The sequence below is a fragment of the Pseudomonas sp. NY15354 genome (assembly GCF_048068075.1).
In the GTDB taxonomy this organism is placed as follows: Bacteria; Pseudomonadota; Gammaproteobacteria; order Pseudomonadales; family Pseudomonadaceae; genus Aquipseudomonas; species Aquipseudomonas guariconensis_C.
In genome coordinates this window covers 13,802-26,266 of the sequence record NZ_JBLUPV010000016.1, presented here as the reverse complement: position 1 = coordinate 26,266, position 12,465 = coordinate 13,802, and the positions used below count along the sequence as shown (strand labels likewise).

Here is a 12,465-nt window from a genome sequence, read left to right as displayed (position 1 = left end):
CTCCTAAATCAAGCCGACAGTTTACGCCGTGCCAGGCCCCCGCCCAAGAGCCCGGTCAGGCATCCGATGAGCAGCCCGCCTACGTGGGCGGCATTGGCGATCTGACCGAAGCCGAGCTGGCCGACCACGCCGGTCAGGCAGATCAACAGCCACACCAGCATCATCACCAGTACGCCCTTGGGCAGGCTGAACAACGGGCTGGGCGCCAGCCACTGGTACAGCCAGACATGCCCGAGCAAACCGTAGAGCACACCGGACAAGCCACCGAACAGGCTGGGGCCACTGGTGTAATGCTGAGCCAGGTTGGATACCAAGCTGAACAGCAGTGTCAGGCCCAACAGCGCCCAGGGCCCCTGGCGCAACTCGATGCGCCGCCCCAGCTCCCAGTACCACAGGGCGTTCATGGCCAGGTGCAGCACACCAAAGTGCAGCAGCATCGGCGACACCAGGCGCCACCACTGCCCCTCGGCCAAGCCTTGGTCCAGCGAGGTGAAGTACAGGTATTGGCCCTGCACACGGAAATCCAGGAAGGTGAACCAGCCGACCGTCGACAGGTTGTCGCCCAGACCGGTCAGCACGGCGACGACCAGGCACAGCAGCAGCACCCCTGCGGTGACCTTGCAGGCCCGGGCCTGGTCGGCCAGGGTAGGACGCTGGGCCATGGCGGCGAGCACCTCCTCGGGCAACTGGATCTCGTCGTTGCCTTCGGGATACCGCTGATACAACTCGCGCACGTCCTCGGCCAGCGAGGCCGGTACCCAGAGAATCTGCTCCTGCCCCTGCTCGACCACCCGGTGCGGGACCTGCAACCGGCGCAGCATCTTGACGAAGCCGCCCAGGTCGACCGTCAGTGGCAGGCGCATCGCTTCGATCACATTCATTGGCTGGCCTGCGGGCGTTCGACATCGACCCAGACGAATTTGTGGGGGTCGATGCGGGTTTCATCATCCAGGCGGTAGGCCGCCAGTTTGCCGTAGAGCACGGCGCTGTAGTCCAGGCAGGCCAGGTTGTCGCGGATCGGGGCCGGGCGGCCGCTGCGCCAGTAATGGCCGACGAACAGCAACGGCTCGTCTTCGGCATACCGCAGCAGGGCGTTCTTCTGGCTGTGGCTCAGGGGCGTGCGGGCCACGTCCTCGGGCAGGGCGTCGGGCTGGAACACGATGTCTCCATAGGTTTGTGGGTCTTCCTCCCAGAACTTGGTGCGGAAGAACGCGCGCGTCAGACCATCGCCGCCGGTCAGGGTCAGCCCGTCCGGCAGGCGCATGTCGGTACCGCGCAGCAGGCGGTTGCACACGGTGGAGGCAAAGCTGCCGGAGACCGCCGAGGCCTGGATGAAATGCTCGTCGATGCACCCATTGGGGTACTCGCGGCGCAGCGGCGCGATCAACCCCGGATCCCAGCAGGCGTGGACCAGACGGAAGCGCCCGGCATCGACGAACAACGGCAGCTCGTAGAACCACTGCAGAAAATCGTGCCAGTCACCAGGATGATGGGCGAACTGGGTCAGCGTCTCGTCGATCAGCCGCGCGTGGCGCGGGGTGTGCTCGCGGACGTAGGTCTTGCCGCTGTCCGGCAACGCCGGGGTGACCCAGGCCAGGGCGTTGTATTCGTGGTTGCCCATGATGCAGAAGGCCTGGCCGGCCTCGACCATGTCGTGGACGATGTGCAGGGCCTCGCGGATGCGCGGGCCGCGGTCGACGATGTCGCCGAGGAACAGCGCCTGGCGCCGAGGATGGCGCCACACCCCGCCCTGGCGCTTGTAGCCCATGGCATCGAGCAGGCGTTCCAGGGTCAGGGCACAACCGTGTACATCGCCGATGATGTCGAAACTGCGTGCCGGATCGAGCATCAGTCGCCTCCACTCCCCAGACGGCTGCCCCAGCCGAGTTTGGTGCGGCACACCTCGTAGTAGTTATGGTCCAGCGGATGGATCAGGCGCAGTTTCTGCGGTTTCTTGCTCACGGTGATGGTGTCGCCGGGGGCACAGGTGAAGTGGTTCTGGCCGTCGCAGGACACCTGTGGGTAGATCTGCAGGTCCTGGGAAACGACGATCTTGAGCTCACTGTTGCCATCCACCACGATCGGCCGCCCGGATAAGGTGTGCGGGTACATCGGCACGATGACGATGGCGTCGAGCTTGGGGTGCATGATCGGCCCGCCCGCGGAGAGCGCGTAGGCGGTGGAGCCGGTGGGGGTGGCGATGATCAGGCCGTCGGCCTTCTGGCTGCAGACGAACTGGCCATCGATGTAGATCTCGAACTCGATCATCCGCGTCGACTTGCCGGGGTGCAGTACCACGTCGTTGAGCGCATCGCCCTGGCCGATGGCCTCGTTGTGACGACGGACCTCGGCCTGCAGCAGGAAGCGGTTCTCGACCAGGTAGTGGCCGTCGAGCACCTCGGCGACCTTGGTCTCCAGCTCGTCAGGGCGGATATCGGTGAGAAAGCCCAGGTTGCCGCGGTTGATGCCCAGCACCGGGATGTTATGCCGGGCCAGCGCGCGGGCGGCGCCGAGCAGGCTGCCGTCACCACCGACCACGATGACCAGGTCGCAGACCTCGCCCAACAGCTTGCGCGTGGAGATCTGCAGGCCATGGCCGGGCAGCACCTCGGCAATGGTGTCCTCGAGGATCACGTGCAGGTGGCGCTCGATCAGGAATTTTTTCAGTCGGCGAATGGTATCGAGCACCTGGGAGCTGCCAAGGCGACCGATGATACCGATATTGCGAAATTGCTCCATGGTGCTCCTGCAAGGCTCTGCGGCGGGTGACGGATGGCCAGTATGGCCCTTGGGATTATGGGCGAAACGACCAGCCAGCGGCAAACCGGCTATGCTCGCTGGATGACGCCCTTCGCCCACCTGCACGACCTCCCCCGCCAACTGCGCCAGCCTGCGGTTCGCGACCTGGCCTGGGTGCTGGTGTCCGCCCCCATGCTGCACCAGCCGCCCGCGCCCCAGCGCCACCCGCTGGCCGCCAGCGACTGGGCGCACGACCCACAGCGCCTGCACGACTGGCTGCTAGCGCTGGACCATGACCCCCGCCCTCTGCACGACTGGCTCGCGCGCATCACCAGTCGCCGCCTGGGCCTGTACTACGAAGGTCTCTGGCAATTTGCCCTGGGCCAGGCGCCTGGGATCGAGTTGCTGGCGGCCAACCTGGCGATCCGCGAAGCTGGCCATACCCTGGGGGAATTGGACATCCTCCTTCGGGACCGGGACGGTGTGCACCATCTGGAGCTGGCCATCAAGCTCTATCTCGGCCCACCCGATGGCGACGGCCACGACCCCGCACACTGGCTGGGCCCCGGGTGTCACGACCGCCTGGACCTCAAGCTGGCCCATTTGGCGGGACACCAATTGCCCATCTCCGCCCGCCCCCAAAGCCGTGCGGTCCTGGCGGGCCTGGGCGTGACGCAGGTTCAGGCGCATCTGTGGCTAGGCGGCTATTTGTTCTACCCCTGGCCTGGGCATGCCGAACCGCCGGCAGGCGCCCATCCGCAGCACCTGCACGGGCGATGGCTGCATCGCCGCCACTGGCACGACTACCAGCGGGCCTGTGCCACCGAACACTGGCAAGCCCTGCCCCGCCACGCCTGGCTGGCGCCGACACGGGTCGAGCCTAAAGACTGCTGGTCGCCCGGCCAATTCCAAGCCTGGCTTCAGCAGTTGGACAGCACTGCGCCTGCGCAGTTGCTGGTCAGGCTGGAGAAGGCCGAGCACGGGGCATGGGAAGAAGCTGAGCGGGTGTTCCTGGTGGCGGACAACTGGCCGCAACTGAGCCCCTAAGCTTTTTTGCTGCCAACCGCCATTTCAACGACTTGGCGCAAAGAAAAAAGCCTCGCCAACGATTAGAGTTACACCCACGCGCCAACCAAGAGCGCCGCCCCCGACCTGATGACGAGGAACCACCATGGCTTCACCCACACCCACGGCGCATTACGCGCGTCTGTCCATCGCCCTGCACTGGCTGATGCTGGTGCTGTTCGCCGCGGTCTACGCCACCATCGAGCTGCGCGGCCTGTTTCCCAAGGGCAGCGCCGAGCGCGACCTGATGAAAGAGCTGCACTTCATGCTCGGCCTGACGGTGTTCGTGCTGGTCTGGCTGCGCCTGGCCATGCGCCTGAGCCGCCCGACCCCACCGATCGTGCCCAAGCCTCCGGCCTGGCAGACGGGCCTGGCGCACCTGGTGCATCTGCTGCTGTACGTGATGATGATCGGCCTGCCAATCGCCGGCTGGATCATCCTCAGCGCCGCGGACAAACCGATCCCTTTCTATGGCCTCGACCTGCCCGCATTGGTCGCACCCGATCAGGATCTGGCCAAGTTCGTCAAAGGCTGGCATGAGCGAGTCGGCAGTTGGGGCTACTGGCTGATCGGCCTGCACGCCGTGGCCGGTCTCTACCACCACTATGTGCGCCGCGACGACACACTACTGCGCATGCTGCCCTACAAGTAACCGCGACGCCCCTGCAGCCCTCCGGTGTGCAGGAAGATCAGGCGTGTGCCGGGCGAGAAACGCCCGGCCACGACCTGATCGCGCAGGGCCAGCAAAGCCTTGCCGGTGTACACCGCTTCCAGCGGCAAGCCACTTTCACGCTCACTCTGGTCGATGAAGGCCAGCAGTTCATCATCGATGCGGGCGAATCCACCACGGGACGCGTCATGCAGTTCATGGCCGCCGTGCACCAGGGCCGAAAGATTTTCTTCGACGCCATGCCCGGGTGGCACCGCCAGGGCCCCATGCACCCCGCGACGCCCCTGCTCCGCCATCACCAGGCCCGCCAGCGTGGTGCCGGTCCCCACCGCCAGCCACCAACCGTGGTAATCCGTCCAACCCAGCATCGGTAGCTGCGCCCTTGCCTGCTCGACGATCAGTCGACAACCCTCGGCGCCCGCCAGCCCGCCACCGCCTTCGGGAATGCAGTACCACCCGGGATAGCGCGCCTGCCAAGGCGCCCAGAAACCTGCCTGGTGACGTTCGCGGTAGCCGCTGTAACCCAACCAGTGCAGCTCCATGCCGAAGGCCTGCAGGTCACGAACCGTGGGGGTGTCCTGTGGATGGCCACGCAGCAGCCCGGCCGTGGCAAAACCAAAGCGCTTGCCCGCCGCCGCCAGGGCGTGAAGGTGATTGGAGTGATTGCCGCCGAGGCTGATCAGCCCCGGGGCGCCCATGGCATGGGCGTCGCGTAGGTGGTGGCGAAGCTTGAACCCCTTGTTGCCGCTGATCAGCGGGTCGATCAGGTCCAGGCGCAGCACCGCGACCTGGACACCGGCCCGCTCGAGCCAGGGCAAGGACAAGGGCTGCAAAGGTGCTTGGGGAAGGTCAGCAAAGGCGTTGGACATCGTGAGAGTGTATCGAGATCACGGGGCCGCTGTGCACCCCGTGTTCCACATTTGCACCATCAGCGCCACCCGCTCAAAGCGCGGCATCGAACAACACCGTCACATCGCCTAGATACGTGCTGCCGGGATAGTCGAGCATGGACTTGACATGCTGAGAGACGACATCGAAGTGCAACTGCCCCGACTGGCCAACCACAGGCATCGCCATGTCGAACGCTAGGGCGGCATCGCGGCCGGTCGGAATGGCCAGCCGACGCACGGGCGCATTGGCATGCTGCACGCCCGAGGGCAGCGTCAAAGCCACCTCGACAGGCACCTCGTGGCCCGCACCGTTGCGAATGCCGCAGCCCGCGCCCTGGTCGTACTGACACACTTTGTAGACCTTGAACGGGCCGGTGGACCATAGGTTCAAGCGCATGCTGCGCTCGAGGCGAGAGGGCGGCGTGCCCCCTCCGAGCCACCGCGACCAACCTCCTGGAGGCTCCAGCACGGCACGGTCGCTCGCGGCGGGAAAGTTCAGGACGAACGCGTGCTGGACATCCAGTTCGAAGTTGATCCGCAGGGTTGGCGAATTGAGGTTGGTGACGCCCTCCCCCGGGTCGAAATCGCCTCCAGGGCCAACAGTGAAGTCAAGACTGCCGCGATAGATGCCCTGTTTCATTCGCAGCGCCGAAGGCATGGTCAATCTGAAGCCCACGCCCAGTGTATCGACGGGATTCTGATGAACATCACCCGCGCTGCCCTCGTGACCGCTTGAGTAACAACCTGTTGGACTTGTGGGTGAGCGAACGGCCCGCAGGTAATAACTCATCGAGCCTACCGCCGTTGCTGCCACATGACTGCACCCCCCATAGACGTAGGCCGTGAACACCGGATTCGCCGCCCCCTGGAATCTAGGATCGTTCGTCACGCCCTGGCTGAGGTGAGTGATCTCGAACAGCAGCTCATGGGCGTCTATGCCCTTGTCATGGGTCACCCGAACGGTACGGCTCGCGGGTGCCTTTAAGTAGAATTGCTTGCGAGGGTCCGGGGAAGCGTGTACCGACTGCCTATCGTAGGTGATGGGCAAGTTGGCCGTGAACAGCTTGTACCCGACGCACCGTCCAGGGAACCTCTTGCAATAGGCAGCCTCTGGCGTGGTGTTCTCGAACTCTCCAGAAGCATTGCCGTTGTAGCGCGCGCTGATGACGGTCTCTACCGCCTCGCTACACAGAGGTCCGGTCAACATCCCCAGAAACACGCTCGTTTTGAACCAACGCAAGGATGTAAATGCTTCGAGCATCTTTTTTGTGGGAAACATGCAGCGCTCTCATAAGTCCGGGTAGCCCAAGAGCCTATGCGCTGTGCTTAATCCTCAAATAGCCGACATTTCCGAGCATTTTGAGGAAACTTCCCAATCCAGGATGCGGTGGATTGTGGAAGGTGCACGGCCAAGCACCGGCGTGCATTGATCTTGCAGCAGTGAGCGTCACGCGTGGGGCGCAAGACGCCCCCGCGATCTCGGGCCGATCACAACTGGGCGGCCAGCCTCGACCCCTGATCGATCGCCCGCTTGGCATCGAGCTCCGCCGCCACGTCGGCCCCACCGATCAGGTGCACCGATTGCCCCGCCGCGACCAGCCCTTCTTGCAACTCACGCAGCGGCTCCTGCCCTGCACAGATGACGATATTGTCCACCGCCAGTACCTGCGGCTCGCCCTCACCGATACGCACGTGCAAGCCGTCATTGTCGATGGCCAGGTACTCCACGCTGTTGAGCATCTGCACGTGCTTGTTCTTAAGGCCTGTGCGGTGGATCCAGCCCGTGGTCTTGCCCAGGCCATCGCCGACCTTGGTCTTCTTGCGCTGCAGCAGGTACACCTGCCGCGCTGGCGCATGCGGCTCGGCCTTGATGCCGGCGACACCACCCCGCGCCTGCAGATGGGTATCGATGCCCCACTCCTTCCAGAACGCCTCGCGGTCCTGGCTGGTGGCAACCCCCTCATGCACCAGGAACTCGGACACATCAAAACCGATACCACCCGCACCGATCACAGCCACACGCTTGCCGACCGGCTTGCGTTCGAGCAGCACGTCCAGGTAGCTCAGTACCTTGGCATGCTCGATGCCCGGAATCGCCGGGGTACGGGGGCTGATGCCGGTGGCGAGGATGATCTCGTCGAAACCGCCCGCCACCAGCTCATCGACCCGGACCCGGGTATTGAGGCGCAGCTCGACACCGGTGCGCGCCACCTTGTTGCGGAAGTAACGCAGGGTTTCATGGAACTCTTCCTTGCCCGGAACACGCTTGGCGACATTGAACTGCCCGCCGATTTCGCTGGCGCTGTCGAACAGCGTCACCTGATGGCCTCGCTCGGCGGCCACGGTGGCCGCGGCCAGCCCTGCGGGGCCCGCGCCTACCACCGCGATCCGCTTGATCTGGGTAACCGGCAGGTAATTGAGCTCCGTCTCGTGACAGGCACGCGGGTTGACCAGGCAACTGGTGAGTTTGCCGGCGAAGGTGTGGTCCAGGCAGGCCTGGTTGCAGCCAATGCAGGTGTTGATCTCTTCGCTGTGGCCTGCGGCGGCTTTGTTGACGAACTCCGGGTCGGCCAGGAACGGTCGAGCCATGGACACCATGTCGGCATCGCCCTCAGCCAGCACGGCCTCGGCCACCTCCGGCGTGTTGATGCGGTTGGTGGTGATCAGCGGAATGCTCACCGCGCCGCGCAGCTTGGCGGTCACTTTGGTGAAGGCCGCGCGCGGCACCTTGGTGGCGATGGTGGGGATGCGCGCCTCGTGCCAGCCAATACCGGTATTGATCAAGGTAGCCCCGGCCTGCTCGATGGCCTTGGCCAACTGCACGATCTCGTCCCAGGTGCTACCGCCTTCCACCAGGTCGAGCATCGACAGGCGGAAGATGATGATGAAGTCGCTCCCCACCGCCTCGCGCACCCGGCGCACGATCTCCACGGCCAGACGCATGCGGTTCTCGTAGCTGCCCCCCCAGCGGTCGGTACGCTGGTTGGTGTGCGCGGCGAGGAACTGATTGATGAAGTAACCTTCCGAGCCCATGATCTCGACACCATCGTAGCCTGCGCGCTGGGCGAGCGTTGCGCAGTTGACGAAGTCGGCGATCTGCTTCTCGATGCCCTGCTCGTCCAGCTCCTTGGGCTTGAACGGGTTGATCGGCGCCTGGATGGCACTGGGCGCGACCTGACGAGGGCTGTAGGCATATCGCCCGGCGTGGAGGATCTGCAGACAGATCTTGCCACCCGCGGCATGCACCGCCTCGGTGACGATACGATGCTTGTCGGCCTCCTCCTCGGTGCTGAGCTTGGCTGCGCCGGAATACACCCCGCCTTCGTCGTTCGGTGCGATGCCGCCGGTGACCATCAGGCCGACGCCGCCCCGGGCGCGTTCGGCAAAATAGGCAGCCATGCGCTCGAAACCGCCCGGGCGCTCCTCAAGGCCCGTATGCATCGAGCCCATCAGCGTTCGGTTGCGCAAAGTGCTAAAGCCCAGATCGAGCGGAGCCAGCAGGTGCGGATATGGAGTGGCGGCCATGGATGAACTCCCAGTTGGCATGATCACAGAGCGCGGGTACCTCGCAGGTCCCGTCGTTTATAGACATCGACATTAAACAGCCGTTTGAACACGCTCAATGATCGAAACTGACAACTTATTGATCCTCCTGCACAGCGGGTCTACCCTAGGACACCCTAGACAGTGAAGGTGCCCTGGCGCTTCATGCGAAAACTCCTGGCAGGCGCTCTGGCGCTGGTGATGATCGCCGCCCTCTGCGGCTACGGCTTCTGGACGATGCAGCGCCCGGAAGGCCACTACCTTTCCGATCTGCGTATCGAACTGGCGCTCAACCAGGGGGTGCCGGGTGAACACGGCAACCTGCTGGGTATCGAACCTGTGCTCTACCCGGGCGATTACCAGAACCTTCAACGCCTGCACCGCAAGCTTTCAGCCTATCTGGAGCAAGCCCGCGCCCAAGGCCTGGTCGGCCCGCGTACGGTGGTGGTACTGCCAGAACACATCGGTACCTGGCTCTGGGCCCGTGGCGAAAAGAACGAGCTGTATCAGGTCACCCAGCGCCACGAGGCCTGGCAATGGCTGGAGGTGAGCAACCCGCTGCGCTATGGCCTGGCCATGCTGACCGCCACGGGTGATGATCGGCGCTCCGACGCCCACCTGCGGATGAAGGCCGAACAGATGGCCAGCGACTACCAGCAACTGTTCGGTGGACTGGCCAAGGAATTCGGCGTGACACTGGTGGCCGGCTCCATCGTCCTGCCCGCGCCCTACCTGGATCACGGCGTACTGCGCGCCGGCAGCGGCCCGCTGTTCAACAGCAGCCTGGTGTTCGGCGGCGACGGTTCGGTACTGGGCCAACCCCAGCACCAGCAGTATCCGGACAGTGAAGTACGTCGCTACGTCCACCATGGCCGTAAGTTCCCTCTGCAGGTCATCCAGACCCCGGCTGGCCGCCTGGGCGTGCTGGTGGGCAGTGACAGCTGGTATCCGGAAAACTACCGCCAACTGGCGCAACAATCGGTGGAACTGATCGCCAACCCTGTTTTCCTCAGCGGCAAAGACACCTGGAACACGCCCTGGCGTGGCAACCGCCACCAGGACGCGACGGCCGAATTGCCACTGCAGCGCGGCCAAGTCAGCGAACAGACGGCCTGGCAGCAACTGACCCTGACAGCCAACAGCACCACCCCCAGCCTGAGCGTTTTCCTGCGCGGCCAGTTCTGGGAACAGGGCAGCGACGGCCAGGGCTTTGCCAACCAGGCAGGTACGCACCTGGCCGGCAGCCCCAGCCACGGCGCTCGCCTGATCAATCTCTGGTTGTAATCCCATGACCCGGCCTCGCATACGCCTGGGCGAACTCTCGGTAGGTTTTGTCCAGCCCCTGGGCGAGGCGCTCCAACAGTTGGGGCACGACCCCGCCCCGCTTCTGGGCCGCTACGGGCTGGACGATGCGCGCCTGGCCGAGGCTGGCGCGCGCTTGTCGATTCCGCGCTACATGCACTTGGGTCATGCCGCAATCGAGCTGTGTGGCGATCCGGCCTTGGGCCTGCACATGGGTCGCCTGAGTCGCCTGGCCCAGGCAGGCCTGGCAGGCGTCACCGCCGCCCAAGCCCCGACGCTCGGCGAGGCCGCGCGCGTCTTGCTGCACTTCGAGCCGTTGTATGCCGCCAATTACCGGGGCCATTCGAGCTTCCTGGAGGACGCCCATGGCGCCTGGCTGCGCTTCTACTCGATCAGCCCCTACAACGCCTACAACCGCTTCGTGGTCGACTCGCTGCTGGCCGGCTGGCTGGCCCAGCTCTCGCACCTGGCAGGCCACTCGGTGCAGGCCGAGCGCATGGAGATCGAATTCCAGGCGCCCAGTTATGCAGCCCAATACCAAGCGTTGAGCGCAACCTCGGTGCAGTTCGGAGCATCCAGCAACCAATTACGCCTGGACCGCGCCACCCTGGACTTGCCCAACCTCCAACACTGCCCCAGCACCTGGCAACACCTGTTGCAGCTGTGCGAAGCGGAACTGGCCCAACGCACCCGCGTGCGCAGCCTGGGCGAGCGCATCACCCATCTGCTCGGCCCATTGCTCAATGGCGGCCAGGAACCGGATCTCGAAGCCGTGGCGCGCCACCTGCAACTGCCCACCTGGACCCTGCGTCGCAAGCTGGCCGAGGAAGGCACGCGGTTTCGCAACCTGCTCAATGACACACGCCGCGACCTCGCCGAAACCTACATCCGCGAGACGGAGCTGGCCTTCGGCGAAATTGCTTATCTCTTGGGGTTTGCGTCGGCAGAGGCCTTCCAGCGCGCATTCAAGCGCTGGACCGGCCTGACACCGGGGGAGTTTCGCCGCAATCAGCGGCGGGTGGGCTAGGCCCTGTATGAAACGCTACGATCTGTATGAAATGGAGCGGTATAGCGCCTAGAGCTCGGTGGCGTCGTCTGCCGACTCCACGGGGTCCAGCTCGTAGGCTTGGTATTCGAGCAACTCTTCCTGATAGTCATCCATTGGCGTACTTCCTCTTCTCGTTCATCTGTCGGGTCATGCCGTCACGCTAAGCGGGCGGCGTGAACATTTCATGACACCCTGATGAAGGGTAAACGTAGCAGGCGTTCAGGAAGTTAGGTAAGGAAGGTTTCTCCGGCCACAGGCGCACCGCAAAGGCTGCGAGCTTACAAGGGGGCCGGGGCCGCCTCGGTCACGGGCATCTCCTGCTGCACCTGGATCGGCGCAGGTTCGGCGGGCGGAGCAACGGGCTGCGAGCCGTGGCTATCATCGACCACCGGCGCCGCCGGCACCTCGCTGGCAGGTGCCGTGACGGCCGCAGGCGCTTCGGCTGCGAGCGGAGCTGCTACTGGGGCGGGGGCCGGTACGGGTTCAGGGGCCGAAGCGGGTGCACTGGCCGCAAGCGGTGCGGCCACGGGCTGTGCCGAGGCCTGCTCTGGCAGGCCCAAATCGGCAGCTGGCTTCTCAGGCTTGGGCGCCTCGACCTTGGGCACGGCTTTTTTCACCTTTTTAGGCTTTGGCAGGTAACTTTCGACCAAGGCGAAATAGCGCTCGTAGAACTGCGGCGCGGTGACGGTCTCGCTGGCCACCTTGACCATGGAATCGTCGGTCGAACCGATAGGCATGGACACCGAGCCCAGGACACCGACGCCGAGGCTTGCGGAGGTGTTGGACTTCTTCAGCGCATAACGGTCCTGCAAGGCGTTGGCGAACATGGTGGAGCGCTGCTCATCACCGCTGTCTGGGACGCAGGTGATGTTGAAGCTGATCTGCAGGTGATTCTCGGCGTTCTGTTGAAAGCTTTTGTTACCCGCGATCTGGTTGGCACCACTGCTGGTGATGATGTAACCCTGGCTGAGCAGCGCGCGCCGGGCCGCCTCGCACGAGCCGGCCTCGCTGACCGGAAAGCTGCGCGAAAAGGTGCCCGAGTCGTCGAAGTTCTCGTGCTCGTAGATCGCAGGCTTCTTCGAGGAGCAACCGGATACGCCCGCCAGCACAAGGGCTAGCCCGAGCGCACCGAAGACGGAGGTTCTGGACATCATGGGTTCCGGGGTAGGACAAACTGCGCCTATTGTGCAACACATGGCCAATCACTG

11 protein-coding genes are annotated in these 12,465 nt (G+C 64.5%); 4 read left to right on the top strand and 7 right to left on the bottom strand.

Going from position 1 to position 12,465, the window contains the following annotated elements:
• Positions 1-8: 8 nt before the first annotated feature.
• The 3 genes from ACNFCH_RS16170 to ACNFCH_RS16160 are packed head-to-tail and all read right to left on the bottom strand — an operon-like array spanning position 9 to position 2,739.
• Positions 9-881 carry a rhomboid family intramembrane serine protease gene (locus ACNFCH_RS16170; RefSeq protein ID WP_416743115.1) on the bottom strand — a complete coding sequence of 291 codons (873 nt, stop codon included), beginning with the start codon at positions 879-881 and terminating at the stop codon, positions 9-11.
• Positions 878-1,849 carry a metallophosphoesterase gene (locus tag ACNFCH_RS16165; protein ID WP_070092542.1) on the bottom strand — a complete coding sequence of 324 codons (972 nt, stop codon included), beginning with the start codon at positions 1,847-1,849 and terminating at the stop codon, positions 878-880. Before ACNFCH_RS16165 ends, ACNFCH_RS16170 begins: the two co-directional genes overlap by 4 nt.
• Positions 1,849-2,739, bottom strand: a complete 891-nt coding sequence (locus ACNFCH_RS16160) for an NAD(+) kinase (protein WP_196165634.1) — start codon at positions 2,737-2,739, stop codon at positions 1,849-1,851. Before ACNFCH_RS16160 ends, ACNFCH_RS16165 begins: the two co-directional genes overlap by 1 nt.
• 57 nt (positions 2,740-2,796) lie before the next feature.
• Between ACNFCH_RS16160 and ACNFCH_RS16155 the strand changes: the two genes are divergently transcribed.
• The gene (locus ACNFCH_RS16155) at positions 2,797-3,786 is read left to right on the top strand and encodes a DUF1853 family protein (RefSeq protein ID WP_416743127.1); all 990 of its coding nucleotides are present in this window, start codon (positions 2,797-2,799) and stop codon (positions 3,784-3,786) included.
• A gap of 124 nt (positions 3,787-3,910) precedes the next feature.
• Positions 3,911-4,456, top strand: coding sequence for a cytochrome b (locus tag ACNFCH_RS16150; RefSeq protein WP_337158760.1), 546 nt, complete (start codon positions 3,911-3,913; stop codon positions 4,454-4,456).
• Here the strand turns inward: ACNFCH_RS16150 and ACNFCH_RS16145 are convergent.
• From ACNFCH_RS16145 to ACNFCH_RS16135, 3 genes are all read right to left on the bottom strand, one after another.
• Positions 4,447-5,343: a 1-aminocyclopropane-1-carboxylate deaminase/D-cysteine desulfhydrase gene (locus ACNFCH_RS16145; protein WP_337158759.1), complete on the bottom strand. Its 897-nt coding sequence runs from the start codon at positions 5,341-5,343 to the stop codon at positions 4,447-4,449. The genes ACNFCH_RS16150 and ACNFCH_RS16145 overlap by 10 nt on opposite strands.
• Before the next feature lie 73 nt (positions 5,344-5,416).
• Complete coding sequence (locus ACNFCH_RS16140) at positions 5,417-6,643, bottom strand: hypothetical protein (protein WP_337158758.1); 1,227 nt, start codon at positions 6,641-6,643, stop codon at positions 5,417-5,419.
• A gap of 209 nt (positions 6,644-6,852) precedes the next feature.
• Positions 6,853-8,889, bottom strand: a complete 2,037-nt coding sequence (locus ACNFCH_RS16135; protein ID WP_416743113.1) for an FAD-dependent oxidoreductase — start codon at positions 8,887-8,889, stop codon at positions 6,853-6,855.
• 183 nt (positions 8,890-9,072) lie between these two features.
• Here ACNFCH_RS16135 and ACNFCH_RS16130 point away from each other — a divergent pair, with 183 nt between their 5' ends.
• Positions 9,073-10,191, top strand: a complete 1,119-nt coding sequence (locus ACNFCH_RS16130) for a carbon-nitrogen hydrolase family protein (RefSeq protein ID WP_337158756.1) — start codon at positions 9,073-9,075, stop codon at positions 10,189-10,191.
• 4 nt (positions 10,192-10,195) lie between these two features.
• Positions 10,196-11,236, top strand: coding sequence for an AraC family transcriptional regulator (locus ACNFCH_RS16125; RefSeq protein WP_337158755.1), 1,041 nt, complete (start codon positions 10,196-10,198; stop codon positions 11,234-11,236).
• A 299-nt stretch (positions 11,237-11,535) separates the two neighbouring features.
• Here ACNFCH_RS16125 and ACNFCH_RS16120 read toward each other — a convergent pair whose 3' ends face one another.
• Positions 11,536-12,408 (bottom strand): DUF2242 domain-containing protein, encoded by an 873-nt coding sequence (locus ACNFCH_RS16120; protein WP_337158754.1) that lies wholly within the window; start codon positions 12,406-12,408, stop codon positions 11,536-11,538.
• Between the last annotated feature and the right edge of the window lie 57 nt (positions 12,409-12,465).

Bases quoted from the DNA above. Each gene is read 5' to 3' on its own strand.
- ACNFCH_RS16170 (WP_416743115.1), bottom strand. From the start codon at position 881: ATGAATGTGATCGAAGCGATGCGCCTGCCACTGACGGTCGACCTGGGC.
- ACNFCH_RS16165 (WP_070092542.1), bottom strand. From the start codon at position 1,849: ATGCTCGATCCGGCACGCAGTTTCGACATCATCGGCGATGTACACGGT.
- ACNFCH_RS16160 (WP_196165634.1), bottom strand. From the start codon at position 2,739: ATGGAGCAATTTCGCAATATCGGTATCATCGGTCGCCTTGGCAGCTCC.
- ACNFCH_RS16155 (WP_416743127.1), top strand. From the start codon at position 2,797: ATGGGCGAAACGACCAGCCAGCGGCAAACCGGCTATGCTCGCTGGATG.
- ACNFCH_RS16150 (WP_337158760.1), top strand. From the start codon at position 3,911: ATGGCTTCACCCACACCCACGGCGCATTACGCGCGTCTGTCCATCGCC.
- ACNFCH_RS16145 (WP_337158759.1), bottom strand. From the start codon at position 5,343: ATGTCCAACGCCTTTGCTGACCTTCCCCAAGCACCTTTGCAGCCCTTG.
- ACNFCH_RS16140 (WP_337158758.1), bottom strand. From the start codon at position 6,643: ATGTTTCCCACAAAAAAGATGCTCGAAGCATTTACATCCTTGCGTTGG.
- ACNFCH_RS16135 (WP_416743113.1), bottom strand. From the start codon at position 8,889: ATGGCCGCCACTCCATATCCGCACCTGCTGGCTCCGCTCGATCTGGGC.
- ACNFCH_RS16130 (WP_337158756.1), top strand. From the start codon at position 9,073: ATGCGAAAACTCCTGGCAGGCGCTCTGGCGCTGGTGATGATCGCCGCC.
- ACNFCH_RS16125 (WP_337158755.1), top strand. From the start codon at position 10,196: ATGACCCGGCCTCGCATACGCCTGGGCGAACTCTCGGTAGGTTTTGTC.
- ACNFCH_RS16120 (WP_337158754.1), bottom strand. From the start codon at position 12,408: ATGTCCAGAACCTCCGTCTTCGGTGCGCTCGGGCTAGCCCTTGTGCTG.